This is a genomic window from Bradyrhizobium sp. SZCCHNRI20481, from assembly GCF_032485055.1.
Taxonomy (GTDB): Bacteria; Pseudomonadota; Alphaproteobacteria; order Rhizobiales; family Xanthobacteraceae; genus Bradyrhizobium.
On record NZ_JAUEUE010000004.1, the window covers coordinates 399131 to 416455 of the forward strand.

A 17325-nucleotide genomic window follows, 5' to 3' on the forward strand; every position below is an offset into this window, starting at 1 on the left:
GTCGTTCAGGCCTGCCGCTCAACATGCCGGGCGGCATCGGCAAGGACGCATGCGCCCGTCACGGGCGCAGGTAGGCGTATCCACTCTGCTGCAGCTCGGTGAGACGCACGACGCCGCCCTTCTCCGCCACCGCGAAGCCTGGCAAGAGATCGTCGAGCTTCACGCCTTGCGCCTTCATGGTGTTGGCACAGGCCTCGAAGCCGACGCCGGCCTTCATGAGGCGCTCGGCCAGAGCCGAGATGGTCTGGTCGGCCGAAATCGCATGAAAGGCCCGCAAGCCCGGACCGTGGATCACCAGGCGAATGTCTGCGCGTCCAGGTCCTCCGGTGCCATCGACGTGATTCTGGAGGTTGCCGAGAACGAACAGGGCGCGGTCCTGATCGGCGAGATGATAGGCGACGCGCTGGCGCGGAGACTCCGTCGCCGCGCGTGCGCGGCTGACACCGAAGATTCCAAACACACTGGCAAGACCAGCTTGCATCAAAGATCGACGTTCCATGGTGACTCCTAACGCGTGGCTGCAATGAATCCTGCGATGCGATCAGCGGCATCCTCGGCGGCGAGATCGCGAAAGAAGTGATCTGCGTCGTCAATCGTCTCCAATCGGACACGGCTGCCGGCGCGTGACGCCAGCGGCACGAACGACGCTGCCACGTCCGGTACCGTCTTGTCTTGCGCTGCCGCAAGCACCAGAACCGGCAGGCTCACATCGGCGATCAGCGCCGCCGTATCCTGGCGCCGGTCGGCGCGATAGAATGCTGCGAATGCGCGCGCCGTCACCTTGGCATCGCGGCAATAGATGAAGCCCGGCACCGACATCCAATCACCGCCGCGCCCGGCGGCGATCGCAGCCTCAGCCTTGTCGAGCAGCGGCGCCAATCGCTGACCGTAGCTCTCCGCATAGGCGTCTCTCAAACCGGCCTCGATGCTCGCCGTCGCCGGCGCCAGCAGGATCGCACCGTCGACCGCCGCTTTGGGATTGGCGGCCAGATAGCGCGCGAGCTGATTGGCGCCGCGCGAATGTCCGAGCACGAAGACGTGCGACGACGTCTTGCGCGCTTCGCTCAGCCAGGCGGCGATCTCGGCGATCGCATCGTCAGGCGCATAGTCATGGGGCTTGGCGCAATCGTACATGCCGGTGCGGCGATCGAGGCCGAGCACGAGATTGTGCGCGAGCGAGGCGATGCCCCGCTCGGCCAACGCCTTGGACAGCCCCTGGATGGTCTCCATGTCCTTGTGCGCGAGCGTGCCGTGCGTCATCAGCACCAGCGGCACATCCGGTCCCGACTGCGCCGGCAGCCGGAGCGTGCCGAGCGCCGTGCGCCCGCCGATCGCGAGCTCGCGCGGCTCCTCGGCCGCGAATGCGATCGACGCAATGAATGAGACGACGAGAGCCAGCCACCACCGCATCGCAAATTCCTCAGGGACGCACGATCGTCCAGTTTTTCTCGGACAGCTCCAGCAGGGTCGCGACCCCGGTCTTGACGACCGTAACACCGTCGAGCAGAGGCGGCTGCCGTCCCTCCTTGCTCGCGAGCGTCTCCAAGGTGTTGCCGCAGGCGATGAAGCTCACATTGGGCATCGACTTGGCGAAGCCGAGCACCCGCTCCTTCACCGGCGAGCGGTCGGCCAGCAGCATGTCGAGGCCGCCATTGAACGCGACGATCACGATCTCGACCTCCGCGCCCTCGCCCGAATAGTGGCGGGAGACATTCGCGGCCACGTCGAGCACCGCGCGCATCTTGGCCGGATCCTCGTCGCTGATCTGCAACGCGAGCCTGTGTGGCTCGGCTGCAGCGGCGATGGACGCAAACCCGCTTCCGGCCACGGCGACGGATGCGGCCGCCAACAGCATCTGGCGGCGGCTGCATCCGGCAATCCTCACTCGACGCCTCGCGGCTTGCCGTCCTTGTCTTCCGGCGTGACGTCGACCGCTGTCGCGCGTCCGGTGATCTTGACCGGCGCGATGCAGTTCTTCATGCAAGGATCCTTCTGCCAGAACGCCTTCTCGCTCGTGCTCCGGTCATCCATGATGAACCCGCCCTCGTTCGGCATCTTGATCGTGGCGAGATTGCTGTTGCTCAACTCGAAGTTCTGATCGGTGATCACGTCGTTCAGATAGAGCACATAGGCGACCAGCGCGTAGTACTCGTCGACCTTCAGCGACTGCGGGCTGCCGAACGGCATCGCGTGGCGGACGTAGTCGAACAGCGTCGAGGCGTAGGGCCAGTAGGAACCGACCGTCTTGACCGGATTGTCTGATGTCAGCGATCCCTTGCCGCCGGCGAGCACCGGCCAGCGGCCCGCACCCTCGCCGAATTCGCCATGGCAGCTGGCGCAATTGTCCATGAACAGCTTCTCGCCCTGGGCGACGGTGCCTTTGCCGACTGGCAGCCCCTGCCCGTCCGGACGCACGTCGATGTCCCAGCCGCGGATCTCCTCGGCGCTCGGCGCGCGGCCGATGTTGAAGCGCTGCGGCGGCTTGGCCTCGGTTTTGGCCTCGGTCTTCTCGTTCGGACCGCCGGCGAACGCCACCGAGCCCGCAAGCGCTGCCAGCGCTGCGGCGGCAATGATGAGCTTAGGCGACCTCGACATTCTCGACCTCACCGTTTGCCTGCACATGCCAGGTCTGGATGCCATTGTTGTGATAGATGGAGTTGTAGCCGCGGACCTTGCGCAGCTCGGCCTTGGACGGCTGGACGTAGCCGGTCTCGTCCTGGACGCGCGACTGCAGCAGCAGCGGCTCGCCGTTCCAATCGAACTCGTAGTAGAAGCGGGTCAGCGCCTTGTCGAGCACCGGGCCGTCGATCCGCGCCGGCCACCAGTTGCGGCCGCCATCGAGCGACACGTCGACGCGCTTGACCTTGCCGTTGCCCGACCACGCCAGTCCCGAGACGATCGTGAAGCCCTTGCCATGCTTGATCGGCGCCTGCGGGCTCGGGCTGGTGATCACCGACTTGGCATCCATCGCCCAGGTGAAGCGCCGCGCCTTGCCGTTCGGCAAAAGGTCCGTGTACTTCGAGGTTTCCTCGCGGGTGTGCCAGGGCTGGTCGCCGACCTTGATGCGGCGCAGCCATTTGACCCAGAGATTGCCCTGCCATCCCGGCACCACCAGGCGCATCGGATAGCCCTGCTCGGGATACAGCGCCTCGCCATTCATCTTGTAGGCAATGATGCAGTCGTCGAGCGCCTTCTCGATCGGCAGGCTGCGATCCATCGACGCGGAGTCGGCGCCCTCCACCAGCAGCCATTTGCCGTTGGTCTTGACGCCGGCCTCCTCCAGCAGCGTGCGCAGCGAGACGCCGGTGTACTGCACGCAGTGGATCATGCCATGCGTGAACTGGCAGCCATTGAGCTGCGCACCGCGCCACTCCATGCCGGAATTGGCGGCGCATTCCATGAAGTGGATGCGGTTAACGCGCGGGTAGCGCTTGAGCTCGTCGAGCGTCAGCAGCAGCGGTCGCTCGACCAGGCCATGGATCATCAGCCGGTGATCGGCCGGATCGACGTCGGCCACGCCACCGTGATGGCGTTCGAAGCACAGCCCGTTCGGCGTGATGATGCCTTCGAGCTCATGCAGCGGCGTGAAGCTGACCGAGGATTCGCGCGAAGCCGTCAGCCATTCGACGTCGCGGCGGACGACGTCCTTCTCGAACTTCGACGGCTTGCCGTAGGGGCGCACAGCGACGCCCTCGCCGAGGGTGCGCGTCCATTCCGGCACGTTCGGCGGCTGGTTGGCGGGATTGCCGGCGCCGGCACGCGCCTGCGAGGCCAGCGCCGTGGCGGCAAGACCGCCGGCGGCAGTCAGGAAACCACGGCGCGACGCGCGTGGGGCTGAGGGAAGTAGTTTGTCCTTGGACATCGTCGTCACACTCCGGAGACTTTGACGGCCCGGTTGGGCTCGAGACGAACGGTTTTCTGACGCTGCAGATAGCTCGACACGACCTCCCAGATCGGCGGCCCCTGCGTGCCCTCGTTGACGCTGGCCCATCCAGCGACCTGATACTCGCGCGACGGATCGATCGCCGCGCCGGTCTTGATCAGGCGCATGTCGGAGATCCGCTGCCCCTGCGGCTTGTTGACGTCGATGGCGTAGGACATGCCGCCGATGCGGACCATGTCGCCGCCCTGCTGGTAGTAGGGGTCGACGTTGAACAGGTTGTCGGCGACGTCCTCGATGATCTCCTTCAGCCGCGTGCCGGTCATGCCCATGCGATAGACGGCCGGATAGGTGATCGCGGTGGCGTTGGTGACGTCCTCGAAGGTGATGTCCTGGCCCGGCATCACGCTGGTGCCCCAGCGGAAGCCCGGCGACAGCGCGATCTCCGCATCGCGCTCCTGCAGCAGCGCCTGGCAGATGAGGTCATCGAACGTGCCGTTGAAATTGCCGCGGCGATACAGCAGCGTCTCGGTCCGTCCCAGCGGGCGGGCGAGATCGGCGGCAAACGGCTTGCGCACCTCGGCGATCTTGGCCGCCATCGCCGGATCCGGCGTGATCACGTCGGAGAACAGCGGAATCAGCTTGTAGCGATAGCCCTTCACCTCGCCGTCCTTGACGTCGAGATCGAGCCGCGAGACGAACTTGCCGGAGGAGCCCGACGCGATCAGCAGCGTCTTGCCGACCTTCACGGCCTCAGGCAGCGCATCATGGGTGTGACCCGTGAGAATGACGTTGAGACCCTTGACGCGGCTCGCCAGCTTGCGGTCGACGTCGAAGCCGTTGTGTGACAGCAGCACCACGAGGCCGGCGCCGTCCTTGCGCGCCTTGTCGACCTGCGTCTGAACATCCTCCTCGCGCACGCCGAACGACCAGTTCGGAATCATCCAGCGGGGATTGGCGACCGGCGTATACGGGAAGGCCTGGCCGAGCACTGCGATCTTGACGCCGCCGCGCTCGATCATCGTCGAGGCTTCGAACGCCGGCTCGTTCCATTCGGTGTCGCGGATGTTGAGGCCGAGGAACGGAAAGCCGAGACTATCGACCGCCTGCTTGACGCGCTCGGTGCCGTAGGTGAACTCCCAATGCCCCGTCATCGCATCCGGCTTCAGCAGCGCCATGCAGTCGATCATGTCCTGGCCGCGGGTCTTCAGCGACGACCATGATCCCTGCCAAGTATCACCGCCATCGAGCAGCACGACCTTGTCGCCGCGCTCGGCGCGGATGGCCTTGATGACGGTGGCGGCGCGGTCGAGCCCGCCGATCCGCCCGTAGGTCTTGGCGAGCGCCTCGAAATCCTCCGAGGTCAGCGCATAGGCCGACGACGAGCCCGGCGCGATGCCGAAGCGGGTGAGGAAATCCTTGCCGGTGACATGCGGCGGCTGGCCCTTGGCGTCGCCGACGCCGAGATTGGTCGACGGCTCGCGGAAATACAGCGGCATCAGCTGGCCGTGGATGTCGGTGACATGCACCAAGGTGACGTTGCCGACCGGATCGAACGCCAGCAGCTCCTTCTCGGTCAGCTTCTGCTGAGCAAAGGCGCGGGTCGCACCCGCAAGACCGGAGCCACCCGTCAAGGCAGCCGCCGCCAATGCGACCTGAACGAATTCGCGACGCGATATCATGATGTATCTTCCTTGTGTCCGCGGCTAGTTGCGGACCGACGGTGTCTCGACGGGCAGCCCGATGCCGCGCCAGGCGACGTAGACTTCGAGGGCGAGGAACTCGTCCGACAGCGGCTTGTAGGGCACGCCGCGAACGTCGAACATGCAGCCCTCGAACCGTTCGTGCAGCGGGATCAGGCGCTGATCGCGCAGCCGGTAGGTCGGAAAGCCGTTGGTCTGGCCTTGGCTCAGAAAATCGGCGCGCATGAACTTGCCGTTGTTCTTCTCGTGGCAGGACGCGCAGGCAAGATCGAGCTGCCCGACCCGCGTATAGTAGATCTCCTTGCCCTTCTCGAACCATGGCGACATCGGACCGTCGGTCTTCACCGCCACCGGCATGCCGCGCGACTGGTAGCGGACGAACGCCGTCATGTCCGTCAGTTCCTTCGACTTGAAGGCCCAGGGCTGCGCCTTCATGTGCTCGGTACGGCAGATGTTGATCTGCTGCTCGAGATTGACCGGCTTGTTGAGCTTATCGCTCCATTTGGGCATGGCGGCGCCGACGCCCTTCATGGTCTTTTCCGCCTCGCCATGGCAGCTCATGCACGACTTGCCTTCGCTGCCGTCGACCGTCTTCCAGACGTCGGCGGCCCGCTCCACCGCGAGGAAGCCGGGATTCTCCAGGTCGTCATCCTGGAGCGCGCGCGTTTCCTTGGTGCGGAACTGATAGCCCGAGATGATGGTCTTGAAGACGTGACCGGGAGGCGCCGGAATGCCCTTCCGTTCGGCCTCCTGGCCGAACGTCGCGGCTGCCGACAGGGCGAGCGCGGCCGAAGCCAGGACGGCGAGAGAACCGTAGCGAATGGACATCCGTCACTCCTCCTAGCGATCACACGCGGCCGATCAGGCCTTCAACGCGATCTTCTCTTCGGCCGTCACGACTGAGCCATCATCATCCGTCCAGGCGAACTTGAACGTGCCTTCCTCGTCGATCCTTGCGTCGAACTGGATGTACGGGTTGGCCGAGATCGCCGGCTCCAGCGCGCAGGAGAACACCGGCTTGCCGTTGAACTCGCAGGTGAACTTGTTGATGATCTTGCGTGGGATCGGCTTGCCCTGCGCATCCTTGCGCTGACCCGATTCCATCAGATGCGAGACCAGCGTCTTGATCTGGATGATCTCGCCCTTCTTGGCTTCCTTCGGAAGCTTGATGCGCGGCTTGTCTGCCATGTTCGTCTCTCCCCTGTCTCAGCCGCCGCAGCCGCCGATGGTGACCTTGACGGTCTTGCGCTCCGTGAAGAGCGAGCCGTCGCTCATCTTTGCGACCGCGATCACGTTCTGGGTCTGCGCCAGACGGATACGGATCGACGCCTCGGCCTTGCCGGACATCGGCGTGAACATCAGCGTGGCGACGCCGGCGTTCGGATTGCCGTCGGCCACGAACAGCACTTCCTTGACGTAGTTGTCTGGTGTCATCGGGCTTTCGACCGAGAGCGCGAGCGGCACGGTGTTGCCGTTCTCGGCGATCTCAGGCAGATCGAGCGTGATCTTGCCCTTGGCCGCTTCCTTGCCGCCGGTGAACTTCTTGATCATCTCGGCCGCGTCGTTGCTCGGCTCGGCGTTGGCGGCCATCGGCAGCACCGTCAGGGCGACGAAACCGCCGCCGAGAAGGAACGCCTGTCGTCTGTTGATTGCGCCCATGCATCATCCTCCAGAGGCGGTTATTTCAATGTTTCGAGAAAGGCCACGACGTCCTCGACCTGCGCGGCGGTGAGGACGGGTTTGCCGACGAACTCCGGCCTGACGCGATTGAGTCCGTCGTTCTTGTAGAAGGCAGGCATCACCGTATCGGTGAAGATGCGCTTGGGATCGGCGACGATCAGGCGCAATTGCGCCGTGTTGTAGCGGGTCGCGACGCCGTCGAGCGACGGACCGAACTCACCGTGAAACTCCTCCGACTTCAGCGACGACACCTGATGGCAGGCGAGACAATTGCCCAGCGTCCGCGTCAAGAACACCTTCTTGCCGGCATCGGCATTGCCGGGCGCGCCGGTCAGCGATTTCGGAATGGCATAGTCGACGACATCGAGCCTGATCGGCTCGTCACCTCGCGCGGCTGCCGACAGCAACACGCAGAGCAAGGCGGCCGGAATCAAACGGCGCATGTTTCCACCCTGACCGACGAGGCGTCCCCTCGCCTTACGAAGACGCGACGGACTTACGATCCATCATATTCAAGAATTATGATTTGATAATGTGATTGGTGTCAAGCGTATTTCGATGCCGCAGTGCACTCAACCCTTGGTCGAAGCGAGATAGTCGCGAAATGTGCCGCGCTCATAGGCCCTCTCGCGCACGAAGCGGAACATTGCGAGGAAATGCGGCGGCTTGAGATAGCCCGGCGCGCGCGCCACCTCGCGCGCGAGCGGCTCCTTCGCAGAGACCCCCTCGGCCGATGGCGGAAAGAACTGGAACGTCGGCGTGAAGCGGATCGCGTAACGCTCGGCGAGCTCCTTCTCGGCAAGCTCCTTGCCATCGAAGTCGATCACCTTGCGCGCGCCGAGCAGGTTGAGCTGCAGCACTTCGAAATTGGCGCGGATGTAGTCCGTGATCCCTTGATCGGCAAAGTTCACCAGATGAGTCTCGCGGCAATACGGGCAGCCGCGCAGCTCCCACATGATCGCAAGCCGCTTGCCTTCCGACGCCGCGCTTTCGAGATCCTCGCGCAGATCCAGGAAGCTGTTGAGAAACCAGGACTGGTGATAGAGCCCGTCGTCGCCGAGCGCCGCGTCGGCCTGCGCCGGCGCTGACGCCAGGCCGACGGCCGCCGCGGCAGGCAGCAGCGCAACCAGATCGCGCCGCGTCATCGTCCGGTTCGTCGTCATCAGCCTGCTCGCGCGCTTTGCCAAGTCCACTTTGCCAAGTCCACGGAATTTCGATACATGATATTCGAATAACAGAATGTGAAAAGGACATTCGATGCTGCGCCGCGTCATCATGCTGTCGCTCGTGCTGTCATGCCTCACGCATGGCGTCCGTGGGCACGCCGAAGAGAACGCGGACGTTGCTGCCTTCATGCGCTCGGCGATGGCCAGCCTGCGCACAGCCGCGAGCTATGGCCGCACCGGCAATGTGGGTCTGGCGCAGATCGAGCTCGACGACGCCCGGATCGCCTGGGCCAGGCTCAGCCGGCTCGCCGAGCGCTCCAATGCGCCCTATTCGGCCAAATCCTTTGCAGAGCTGATCGCCACCGGAAACGATCGCCTGAAGCAGGCGGACGAAGCGCTGACCGCAGGTGACGGCGCGCGCGCTGCGGCGGCCATTGCCGCGTTGCGCCGGTCGCTTCACGCCCTGAGGCAGGACGCCGGCGTGGTCGAGCTCAGCGATTGCGTGTTCGAGCTGTCGCCCGTCATGGACGCGTTGCGCAACGCAGCTGCGCGGTTCGCAGCGGGCAAGGCCGAGCCTGGCGAGGTCGTCCAGGCCGGCACAGCGCTGCGCGACCGACTGCAACGCTGCAACGGCCTCGCCGCGCCCGATGTGGCGCGCCAGGCCGAATTCCGCCGCCTGATCGACGGCGCCACGACGAGCGCCGGCGAAATCGGCCGCGCTGCGCGCGAGAGCGACGCCGGCCTGGTGCATCGCTATGAGATCGAGCTGCAGTCCTTCGTCAATCTATTGGACTTCCGCTTCGGCTGATCAGCCGATGGTGGCGAGCGACGGAAAGCGCTCGAAGATCCATTCCGACATCCGCGGGATCACGCCGGCGAGAAAGGCCGCGCCGGTCAGGACGAGAAAGCCGCCCATCGTCTTCTCGACCAGGGGGAGATGCGGCTTGATGCTCTTGAGCATGGTCATGAACTGCCCTGTGAAGGCCGCGGCGATCAGGAACGGGATGCCGGTCCCGACCGAGTAGGCGGCGAGCAGCAGCGCGCCCTTGCCGACCGTCGCCTCCGCGCCTGCCATCATCAGCACGGCGGCAAGGACCGGCCCCGCACACGGCGTCCAGCCGAAGGCGAAGGCAAGTCCCATCACGAACGCACCGAGCAGACCGGCCGGCTTGCTTCCGACGTCGATCGTCGCGCTCCGGTACAGCAGCGGAATCCGGAGTACCCCGAGGAAATGCAGCCCCATCGTGATGATGACGAGGCCGGCGAGGATGCCGAGCTGGCTGAGATGGCCGGCGATGAATCGCCCGAACACCGAGGCGGTGGCGCCAAGACCGACGAACACCAGCGAAAAACCGCCGACGAAGCACAGCGCCGTCAGCACCGTCCGCCGCCGCTGGGCCATGCTGGTTTCGCCGATCGCGTCGGCCGCCGAGACGCCGGCCATGTAGCACAGGAACGGCGGGACCAGCGGCAGAATGCACGGTGACAGAAACGACAACAGACCCGCGGCCAGCGCGGCCCCCAGCGTGACGTCGAGATCCATCTTTCCTCCCGGTCGGCCAGCGCTACGTGCCCGGCCTGCCGGGCAGGATTCGGAAATCGCGCACTAGTACATATTCGAATTTAATGATAGATTGACCGACAAGTCCAGAGAGGATCTCGGCATGTCCAGCAGAAGTGCATCGCGCGGATTCGCAACGCTCGCAGGGGCGGTGGTGACCGGCATTTGCCTCTCGGCCCCGGCGTTCGCCTCCGAGCTCGTGATGTTCGAACGTCCGGGCTGCGGCTGGTGCGCCCGCTTCAACGCAGAAATCGGTCCGATCTACGACAAGACCGACGAAGGGCGCGCGCTGCCGCTGCGACGGGTCGACCTTGCCAAGCCGCTGCCGACGGATCTTTCCGGCATCGATCCGGGAGCGTTCACCCCGACCTTCGTGGTGGTCGAGCAGGGCCGCGAGATCGGACGCATCCGCGGTTATCCCGGCGATGCGTTCTTCTTTGGGCTGCTCGGCCGCATAATGAATGCTACAAGCGGGGCTCCGGCCCGCTCCTGACGCCAACCGAGGGATCCAGAATTCATGCCGCTGCCGAAGTTGAAGGACATCGAAACCTCTGCCGAGCTCGAGCAGATGATCGAGAAGGCGCGGGAAGCCAGCGAGATGCTGAAGGCGCTGTCCCACGAGTCCCGGCTTTTGCTGCTCTGCATCCTCGCCGAAGGCGAAAAATCCGTCACCGAGCTCGAGCAGTTCCTGGGCGAGCGGCAGTCGACCGTCTCGCAGCAGCTCGCCCGTCTCAGGCTCGACCGGCTGGTCACGACGCGGCGCGACGGCAAGACGATCTACTACAGCCTTGCGAGCGAAGATGTCCGCAAGATCCTGACGGCGATCTACGACGTCTATTGCGAGCCGGTCCGCAAGCGCCGCCGCTGAGAGGTTGGCCTCGCGGTCTCGGGCTTCGCATCGGCGCGCCCTGTAGCGGCGCGAGAGGTCTGGCGTCCCCGCCGTTCCTGGCGCACAATGCCGGGTAACCAACGAGGATGTCGGAGAGGAATGCTCAGCCCATCAGCACTGACGTTCATGTGTGGGCTGCTCGCGGGCGCCGTTCTCGGCGTCGCCGGTCGCGCCGGCCGCTTCTGTACGCTCGCGATGCTGGAGGACGCGTTCTTCGGCGCCGATACCCGACGACTCAAATCCTTCGCGCTGGCGGCCGCGGTCGCGCTGGTCGCAACCCAGTTGCTCGCCAGCTTCGGCCTGATCGACCTGTCGCGCTCGATCTACTTGACGTCGTCCATTCCGCTCGGCGGCGCCATCCTCGGCGGCCTGTCGTTCGGCATCGGGATGGCCCTGGTCGGCACCTGCGGCTTCGGAACGCTGGTCCGTATCGGCGGCGGTGATCTGCGCGCCATCGTCGTGTTTCTGGTGCTGGGCGTGTCAGCCCTGGCCGCGATGCGCGGGCTCACGGGATTCCTGCGCATCTCGCTGATCGAGCCGCTCTCCATACGCCTGCCCGAAACGATGACCCAGGGCATGGATGTGCTGCTGTCGCCCGCACTTGGCTCATATGCGCGGCCGGCAACCGTTTCCGTCGCAGCGGTCGCGCTCGCGGCCTGGGCATTGGCCGACGGGCGCCTCGTGAGATCGCCGCGCCTGCTGCTCTCCGGCCTCGCCGTAGGCTGTGCGGTGGCGTTCGGCTGGTTCGCCACCAGCTGGCTCGGCAATGACGATTTCGATCCGGCGCGCGTGGCATCCCTGACCTTCGTTGCCCCGCTCGGCAATACCGTGCTCTACATCGCCACGCTTTCGGGCAGCCGGGCCGATTTTGCGATCGGCTCCGTCGCCGGCGTGATCCTGGGCTCGTTCGTCGCGGCAATGTTTTCGCGCGTCTTCCGCTGGGAAGCCTGCGATGACGCGCGCGAGCTGAAGCGTCACATGACCGGCGCGCTGCTGATGGGCACCGGCGGCATCATGTCGATGGGCTGCACGATCGGACAGGGCCTGTCGGCATTCTCGACGCTGGCGGTCTCGGCGCCGTTGACGATGCTGGCGATCACCTGCGGCGCACGGCTCGGCCTCGAATACACCATGACCGGAGAATGGCGCCCCGCCGTGCGCAACCTGCTGCGTCTGACATCGTGACGCGGCTGCGCTCGCGCAATGTGCGAGCTTGCTCCCACGCCAGGACAATGGCGTGGGACCGCAGGCGAACTGACTGTGGATTTCGTCGTCGCCTCGATCCTTCGGTTCAACGCGAGCTTCGCAGATTGTCTGCCGGCTCGCATGGTCGTCTACGCCGTCCTGGTGATCATTCCCGGATCTTCCGATGCCACGCTTATTGGGGAGACGGCACTGTCCTCAGCTGCACAGCAGCTCACAAACCAAAACTCCCGCAGCCTCGTCGGCTGCGGGAGTGTCGGTCTCAATGGTTGCGGGGATAGGATTTGAACCTATGACCTTCAGGTTATGAGCCTGACGAGCTACCGGGCTGCTCTATCCCGCATCAATGAGAAACGCTTGTATAATCTTATACTTACGGAGGGCAAGAAATTAAATTTCGCTCCATTTTGGCGTCATGTGCCAGTTATGTGCCATTCAGCCGCCCGTTTTATTCCTCGGGCCAGTTCGCGGGCATGTCCAGCAATGTCCCCACCGTTGATCCCTCGGACCGTTGATGTGCCCCATTTACTAGCGTCAACTCGGCCGTTCCCAGATTGAGCGCGGGCACGGGCTTTCCCGCCCAGGGATTGGGGATCAGGAGCCCATTCTTGGTGACAAAGTTCCAGGCATCGATGCGGAAGAAGGCGAGCACTGCGCTCAACCGCGTGTTCTGTGGTTGTCCATTTGGTGGGCCATACCAAATGCCGTCCGGCCTCCGAAGGTGTTCCTCCTTGAGAGTCCCATCGGGCATTCTTGTGAGGGCAACATACGGTTCGCCCAAAAGCGCGTCGATTACACCTTCCTCGCGGTGATACATCGATAGGCAGTCGATCGCGACAACGTAGGGGTGATCGAGCTCTCCATATCGCGACGCCTTCTTTTTGAGGCCGGGGCGAATTTCCTGATGCGGCGTGATCTGGTCAATCGGGAAGTTACGCACGCCGACGGCTCGGTCGCCTTCCTCGGGCTTATTTCTGGGGAGCGCCCGCAGTTCGATCCGGCAGCCGTTCTCCTCGTATTTGAATGGGGCGGCGTCCTTGGCGGCCTCACCGGCGGGCAATCCAGCGATCCAAGATTGTACGCCTCGCTTGAGCTTCTTCAGTGAAAGAGGAGCGGTTGGAAGCCCCTCGGTCGTGAGTGAGAGAAAATTGTTCGGCGAAGGAACGTTGTCGATGGCGGCAAGGGCCGTGTTGAGCCGCGCGTACGCTGCGGTTTCCTGATTTGAGCGTCCAGAGGCCAGAACGGCTTCCAGATAGAACCGCTCGCCCGCAGAAGTTTCGACGAGGAAATCGGGGGACTTATTCGTGTGTTGAAGCTTGGGCTCGATTTCGACGATCTTACAGCCTCGAGCACGAAGGAATTTGTGAAGGAACAGCTCGAAAAACGCACTCTGATGGTGATCATCAATATCGGAGCGCAACCGGGCGACGAGGCCTTCACGGTGAGATTCCGGGTATTCCGATATCCACTCATCGACCAAATCGCGCACCCGCTGGGCTTCGGCGCGACTGCTCTTGTTGAGGTAGGAAAAGAGTGGCTCGCCTTCCTGACGCGGCTGATCATTCTCCCGGGCAATATCGTCAAATATGCCCATTGGCATGCAATCCGCTTGTTGCAACCATTCCTTAGGTGTACACGCGAAGGTTAGCACAACTCAAAAAATCCCGCTCTAATTCGTCCTCTCGCATGGCTGAAAACGTCTACCAACGATGGATGAGGGAAGACAACGACCGCTGCCTGCCGGTGGTCGATGGAAAGCACCTCGAAGGCCTCATGTACGGCTCGATGGCATACGTCATCGAGAAGCTTGGGGAGGGACCTAAGCCGACCTTTGCGCTTGATCTAGAGCACCTTCAAGTCGCGGACTACGGCGCTTTCGAAGGCGTTTCGGACTTGCAGCGGCAGTTTATTCTTAAGCTTCACGAAGCTGATCCGATACGGCCCGAAGAAATGTTATTCCTGGGCCTCCAATCATTGTTCATCGTGAGCTGGCCCAAGCCCGAAAGTGTCGCCGATATTGAATTTGCGGCGGCATATAACTTCGTTCTCAATAAGTATCTCGCCGAGACCGCACTCAATCTTGCTGACAAGTTTCGAGCGCCGAGCGCTCTGCTTCCTTATTGGGGCCGCTTGAGCTTTCTGCGCGTGATGGCAGAACTCCCAGAGGAGCACGTAACCCGATATAAGCTAGACAAGGTTGCTTGCGCTCTCGTCAAGCGTGCCAAATTCAATGCGACGACATTCGCGCTCGACGATGGTGCATTGATCGGTGCAAATTATGCACTTGAGCCGATCCTTAAGCATCTGAACAAGTATTTGCTGCATTACTTCAGCACGAAGGAAATGGCCGGGCCCAAACGCCTGTCGAGGGCTTGGGAAGGCATCGTGCCCACCGTGCTTCATTTCTGGTCAGACGTAGATGCAACGCGTATTACCAGATCGACAACCACGCTTTACGATGAGCGTATGGGTGCTATGGCGCACCGGCTTACGGTGGATCAGCTCGACTTCATCATGATGCACGAGCTGGGGCACGTTGCGCTTGATCATCCGCGTCGCCTGAAAGCTGAAAAAGATTCCGGATTCAACATCAAGACCGTGCGTCACGAATTCGAATACGCCGCAGATGCGTTTGCGCTCGGCCTGATGCGGTCAAAGCTTGTTGCAAACACCCGGATCGCGACGGAAGCGCCTGATCGCGCCGACGATGCGCGCGTTAAACGCGTCACGGATGGTCTGCGCGATTACCAAAGTTCGCTTGGGGGCGTCTATCTGCTTTTTGTTTATATGGATTTCATACAGCAGGCGGGGGAACTGCTGCAGACAAGGCTAAAAGGAAAACTTCGTTTGCGTGATGCGATGGATTCTCACCCCCGTGCGAGTGATCGGCTCGATCGGCTTGAGCTCACAAACCTCGGTGAATACCTCTACACAAGCCCGCTTGAACGCTACTCGCGCCAATTAATGCAAACCGTTCTGGACTACGGCGCAACCCTCGACGACGAAGCCTTACTCCAAAGCGCAATTGGCACGCTGTCTTAAGCTAGGGCCTGAATTCGGGATCTGGCAACTTTTGCCATTACGGTGACATTGCACTCAACAGCGCCAAACATATTCATTTGGTTGCCGGTTCAAAAGGTTCCTGAAACACAAAAACCCTTGAAATCTTCACGATTTCAAGGGTTTAAGTTTACTTGGTTGCGGGGATAGGATTTGAACCTATGACCTTCAGGTTATGAGCCTGACGAGCTACCGGGCTGCTCCACCCCGCGTTAACTTGTGCGTCACCTTCAGAGAAGCACGGGGCGGTCCTGGCAGACGCCTGAGGCGCTGCCGATCCATCCCAAAGGCTTCCTGAGAAGGCTTGAGCCCGCCGGCCGGGTCGGCCATCGGGTGCGGGCGGTATGTACCAATGCGAGGCCGGTTTGGAAAGGGCTTTCCGCAAGTTTTTTTGCCGGATTGTGACACCGCCCGCTACGACCCTCGTTGCTCGAATTACATCGATAATCCAATCTCTTATGAGATCGGCCTGTTTGCCCGCCAGCATGAGGCGCACGGCCCAGGCTGGGAACAACGACAAAGTTCCACGAAGGGCGGCGGCAGGGATCGACGAACCGCACACCCGCCAAACGGCTTGGCTCTACGCTATCGCCAGGCGGCGCAAAACCGATGCCGTGCTTGCCAAGGGTTCCGCAACGCGGCAGCTTTAAGCCAACCAGAATGACGGCCCTGCACGCGGCCGCGGTACACGCGAGGAGACGTCCATGGACCAGTCCGTGAAGAGCCCAGCCCTCTCGGCGCTCGACGACGCGTTCCAGGCGCAGGTCGAGGCCTCTCGCAATGCGCCTCCACCCGCCCTCGCGGCGCGGCTGGACGGCCTGAAGCGGCTCCGAGCGATGCTGTCGGACAACGAGAAGCACCTCGAGCAGGCGATCTCGGCCGATTTCGGCCACCGCTGCGCCGTCGAGACCACAATCGCCGAGACGCTGTTCCTGCAGGCTGAGATCCGGCACACGCTCAAGGTGCTGCCGCGCTGGATGGCAACGCGGCGCATCGCCACCGCGCTGCAGTTCTGGCCGGCGCGCAACCGCCTGATTCCGCAGCCGCTCGGCGTGGTCGGCATCATCGCGCCGTGGAATTACCCGTTGCAGCTGACGCTGGCGCCAGCAATCGGCGCGCTCGCCGCCGGCAACCGGGTCATGATCAAGCCGAGCGAGCTGACGCCGCACTTCTCCGCGCTGCTCAAGGAGCTCATCGCGGCGAATTTCGACCCAACTGAGCTCATCGTCACCGGCATCGAGGACGGCGTCGCGGAGACCTTTGCCGCGCTGCCGTTCGATCATCTGGTGTTCACCGGCTCGACCCGCGTCGGCCGCATCGTCGCTGAGGCCGCCGGGCGCAACTTGACCCCGGTGACGCTCGAGCTCGGCGGCAAGTCACCGACCATCGTCGACGTCTCCGCCAACATCGACGAAGCCGCGGAGCGGATCGCCTATGCCAAGCTGCTCAACGCCGGCCAGACCTGCATCGCGCCGGACTACGTGTTCGTGCCCGAGCCGCAACGCGACGCATTCGCGGGCAAGCTGCACCGGCAGATGCTGCAGATGTTCGGCACCAACCCGGCCAATGACGATTACACGTCGATCATCTCCGAGCGGCACTATGCCCGGCTGGAAGGATTGCTGCGCGACGCGATCGCGCGCGGCGCCAAGACGCTGAGCACGACCAGTCCGGAAGATCCGGCCTGGAAGAAGCTGCGGAAATTTCCACCGACCGTCGTGGTCGGTGCAACCCCGGACATGGCGATCATGCAGGAGGAGATCTTCGGTCCCCTGCTGCCCATCATGACCTATCGCCAGTCCGACGAGGTGATCCGCCACATCAACGCCCACGACCGGCCGCTCGCGCTGTACTGGTTCGGCACTGACGCTGCGGCCCGTGATACGGTGCTGGCGCGCACCGTCTCCGGCGGCGTCACCATCAACGACTGCCTGCTGCATTTTGCGCAGATGAACCAGCCGATGGGCGGCGTCGGCGCCTCCGGCATCGGCCACTATCACGGCGAATGGGGCTTCAACAGCTTCAGCAAGCTGAAGCCGGTATTCTACCGCTCGCCCTTCAACCGCATGAAGGATCTCTATCCTCCCTACGGCGCCAGCATCGCACGAATCGAAAAGCTGCTGCGATTCCTGTCCTAGCCACACCAATCGTCATTCCGGGGCGCGCAAAGTGCGAAACCGGAA

At 63.2% G+C, this 17325-nt stretch carries 19 protein-coding genes and 2 tRNA genes; 6 read left to right on the plus strand and 15 right to left on the minus strand.

Annotated elements, in window-relative coordinates; genetic code table 11:
- Positions 1-58: 58 nt before the first annotated feature.
- From QX132_RS08670 to QX132_RS08720, 11 genes are all read right to left on the minus strand, one after another.
- Positions 59-499 (minus strand): DsrE family protein, encoded by a 441-nt coding sequence (locus QX132_RS08670; protein ID WP_409997641.1) that lies wholly within the window; start codon positions 497-499, stop codon positions 59-61.
- An 8-nt stretch (positions 500-507) separates the two neighbouring features.
- Positions 508-1410 (minus strand): alpha/beta hydrolase, encoded by a 903-nt coding sequence (locus QX132_RS08675; RefSeq protein WP_316160750.1) that lies wholly within the window; start codon positions 1408-1410, stop codon positions 508-510.
- 10 nt (positions 1411-1420) lie between these two features.
- Entirely contained in the window at positions 1421-1855 is a 435-nt protein-coding gene (locus QX132_RS08680) for a hypothetical protein (RefSeq protein WP_316160790.1), read from the minus strand.
- A 26-nt stretch (positions 1856-1881) separates the two neighbouring features.
- Positions 1882-2640, minus strand: a complete 759-nt coding sequence (locus QX132_RS08685) for a cytochrome c (RefSeq protein WP_316160752.1) — start codon at positions 2638-2640, stop codon at positions 1882-1884.
- On the minus strand, positions 2579-3862 hold the full coding sequence (gene soxC / locus QX132_RS08690) for a sulfite dehydrogenase (RefSeq protein ID WP_316160754.1): 1284 nt from the start codon (positions 3860-3862) through the stop codon (positions 2579-2581). Before soxC ends, QX132_RS08685 begins: the two co-directional genes overlap by 62 nt.
- A 5-nt stretch (positions 3863-3867) precedes the next feature.
- The gene (gene soxB, locus QX132_RS08695) at positions 3868-5562 is read right to left on the minus strand and encodes a thiosulfohydrolase SoxB (RefSeq protein ID WP_316160755.1); all 1695 of its coding nucleotides are present in this window, start codon (positions 5560-5562) and stop codon (positions 3868-3870) included.
- 24 nt (positions 5563-5586) lie between these two features.
- Positions 5587-6411, minus strand: coding sequence for a sulfur oxidation c-type cytochrome SoxA (gene soxA / locus QX132_RS08700; RefSeq protein ID WP_315755997.1), 825 nt, complete (start codon positions 6409-6411; stop codon positions 5587-5589).
- 33 nt (positions 6412-6444) lie between these two features.
- Positions 6445-6771, minus strand: coding sequence for a thiosulfate oxidation carrier complex protein SoxZ (soxZ, locus tag QX132_RS08705; protein WP_315718309.1), 327 nt, complete (start codon positions 6769-6771; stop codon positions 6445-6447).
- Positions 6772-6789: 18 nt separating this feature from the next.
- Complete coding sequence (gene soxY, locus QX132_RS08710) at positions 6790-7242, minus strand: thiosulfate oxidation carrier protein SoxY (RefSeq protein ID WP_315736272.1); 453 nt, start codon at positions 7240-7242, stop codon at positions 6790-6792.
- 20 nt (positions 7243-7262) lie between these two features.
- On the minus strand, positions 7263-7706 hold the full coding sequence (gene soxX, locus QX132_RS08715; protein WP_315755995.1) for a sulfur oxidation c-type cytochrome SoxX: 444 nt from the start codon (positions 7704-7706) through the stop codon (positions 7263-7265).
- 129 nt (positions 7707-7835) lie between these two features.
- Positions 7836-8426 carry a thioredoxin family protein gene (locus QX132_RS08720; protein WP_316160756.1) on the minus strand — a complete coding sequence of 197 codons (591 nt, stop codon included), beginning with the start codon at positions 8424-8426 and terminating at the stop codon, positions 7836-7838.
- A gap of 94 nt (positions 8427-8520) precedes the next feature.
- On the opposite strand from QX132_RS08720, the gene QX132_RS08725 reads away from it, so the two are divergent.
- On the plus strand, positions 8521-9237 hold the full coding sequence (locus tag QX132_RS08725) for a hypothetical protein (RefSeq protein ID WP_315736269.1): 717 nt from the start codon (positions 8521-8523) through the stop codon (positions 9235-9237).
- Here the strand turns inward: QX132_RS08725 and QX132_RS08730 are convergent, their stop codons facing one another.
- Positions 9238-9972, minus strand: a complete 735-nt coding sequence (locus tag QX132_RS08730; RefSeq protein ID WP_315736268.1) for a cytochrome c biogenesis CcdA family protein — start codon at positions 9970-9972, stop codon at positions 9238-9240.
- A gap of 121 nt (positions 9973-10093) precedes the next feature.
- Here QX132_RS08730 and QX132_RS08735 point away from each other — a divergent pair, with 121 nt between their 5' ends.
- The 3 genes from QX132_RS08735 to QX132_RS08745 all read left to right on the plus strand — a co-directional run bounded on the left by QX132_RS08735 (position 10094) and on the right by QX132_RS08745 (position 12064).
- Positions 10094-10483, plus strand: coding sequence for a thioredoxin (locus QX132_RS08735; protein WP_315737028.1), 390 nt, complete (start codon positions 10094-10096; stop codon positions 10481-10483).
- A gap of 24 nt (positions 10484-10507) precedes the next feature.
- On the plus strand, positions 10508-10858 hold the full coding sequence (locus QX132_RS08740; RefSeq protein WP_315755991.1) for a metalloregulator ArsR/SmtB family transcription factor: 351 nt from the start codon (positions 10508-10510) through the stop codon (positions 10856-10858).
- A 120-nt stretch (positions 10859-10978) separates the two neighbouring features.
- On the plus strand, positions 10979-12064 hold the full coding sequence (locus QX132_RS08745) for a YeeE/YedE family protein (protein WP_315783122.1): 1086 nt from the start codon (positions 10979-10981) through the stop codon (positions 12062-12064).
- A 284-nt stretch (positions 12065-12348) separates the two neighbouring features.
- On the opposite strand, the gene QX132_RS08750 is transcribed toward QX132_RS08745, so the two are convergent.
- Both QX132_RS08750 and QX132_RS08755 read right to left on the minus strand, forming a co-directional pair.
- Positions 12349-12425: transfer RNA gene (locus tag QX132_RS08750), tRNA-Met, on the minus strand.
- A gap of 105 nt (positions 12426-12530) precedes the next feature.
- On the minus strand, positions 12531-13676 hold the full coding sequence (locus QX132_RS08755; protein WP_316160759.1) for a hypothetical protein: 1146 nt from the start codon (positions 13674-13676) through the stop codon (positions 12531-12533).
- Positions 13677-13768: 92 nt separating this feature from the next.
- Here QX132_RS08755 and QX132_RS08760 point away from each other — a divergent pair, with 92 nt between their 5' ends.
- Complete coding sequence (locus tag QX132_RS08760; protein WP_316160760.1) at positions 13769-15124, plus strand: hypothetical protein; 1356 nt, start codon at positions 13769-13771, stop codon at positions 15122-15124.
- 153 nt (positions 15125-15277) lie between these two features.
- On the opposite strand, the gene QX132_RS08765 is transcribed toward QX132_RS08760, so the two are convergent.
- Positions 15278-15354 (minus strand) — tRNA-Met (locus QX132_RS08765).
- A 492-nt stretch (positions 15355-15846) separates the two neighbouring features.
- Here QX132_RS08765 and QX132_RS08770 point away from each other — a divergent pair.
- Entirely contained in the window at positions 15847-17280 is a 1434-nt protein-coding gene (locus tag QX132_RS08770) for a coniferyl aldehyde dehydrogenase (protein WP_316160761.1), read from the plus strand.
- Positions 17281-17325: the final 45 nt, after the last annotated feature.

Bases quoted from the DNA above. Each gene is read 5' to 3' on its own strand.
- QX132_RS08680 (WP_316160790.1), bottom strand. From the start codon at position 1,855: ATGCTGTTGGCGGCCGCATCCGTCGCCGTGGCCGGAAGCGGGTTTGCG.
- soxC (WP_316160754.1), bottom strand. From the start codon at position 3,862: ATGTCCAAGGACAAACTACTTCCCTCAGCCCCACGCGCGTCGCGCCGT.
- QX132_RS08730 (WP_315736268.1), bottom strand. From the start codon at position 9,972: ATGGATCTCGACGTCACGCTGGGGGCCGCGCTGGCCGCGGGTCTGTTG.
- soxY (WP_315736272.1), bottom strand. From the start codon at position 7,242: ATGGGCGCAATCAACAGACGACAGGCGTTCCTTCTCGGCGGCGGTTTC.
- QX132_RS08760 (WP_316160760.1), top strand. From the start codon at position 13,769: ATGGCTGAAAACGTCTACCAACGATGGATGAGGGAAGACAACGACCGC.
- QX132_RS08720 (WP_316160756.1), bottom strand. From the start codon at position 8,426: ATGACGACGAACCGGACGATGACGCGGCGCGATCTGGTTGCGCTGCTG.
- QX132_RS08670 (WP_409997641.1), bottom strand. From the start codon at position 499: ATGGAACGTCGATCTTTGATGCAAGCTGGTCTTGCCAGTGTGTTTGGA.
- QX132_RS08745 (WP_315783122.1), top strand. From the start codon at position 10,979: ATGCTCAGCCCATCAGCACTGACGTTCATGTGTGGGCTGCTCGCGGGC.
- QX132_RS08770 (WP_316160761.1), top strand. From the start codon at position 15,847: ATGGACCAGTCCGTGAAGAGCCCAGCCCTCTCGGCGCTCGACGACGCG.
- soxA (WP_315755997.1), bottom strand. From the start codon at position 6,411: ATGTCCATTCGCTACGGTTCTCTCGCCGTCCTGGCTTCGGCCGCGCTC.
- QX132_RS08685 (WP_316160752.1), bottom strand. From the start codon at position 2,640: ATGGCATCCAGACCTGGCATGTGCAGGCAAACGGTGAGGTCGAGAATG.
- QX132_RS08755 (WP_316160759.1), bottom strand. From the start codon at position 13,676: ATGGGCATATTTGACGATATTGCCCGGGAGAATGATCAGCCGCGTCAG.
- soxZ (WP_315718309.1), bottom strand. From the start codon at position 6,771: ATGGCAGACAAGCCGCGCATCAAGCTTCCGAAGGAAGCCAAGAAGGGC.
- soxX (WP_315755995.1), bottom strand. From the start codon at position 7,706: ATGCGCCGTTTGATTCCGGCCGCCTTGCTCTGCGTGTTGCTGTCGGCA.
- QX132_RS08725 (WP_315736269.1), top strand. From the start codon at position 8,521: ATGCTGCGCCGCGTCATCATGCTGTCGCTCGTGCTGTCATGCCTCACG.
- QX132_RS08735 (WP_315737028.1), top strand. From the start codon at position 10,094: ATGTCCAGCAGAAGTGCATCGCGCGGATTCGCAACGCTCGCAGGGGCG.
- QX132_RS08675 (WP_316160750.1), bottom strand. From the start codon at position 1,410: ATGCGGTGGTGGCTGGCTCTCGTCGTCTCATTCATTGCGTCGATCGCA.
- QX132_RS08740 (WP_315755991.1), top strand. From the start codon at position 10,508: ATGCCGCTGCCGAAGTTGAAGGACATCGAAACCTCTGCCGAGCTCGAG.
- soxB (WP_316160755.1), bottom strand. From the start codon at position 5,562: ATGATATCGCGTCGCGAATTCGTTCAGGTCGCATTGGCGGCGGCTGCC.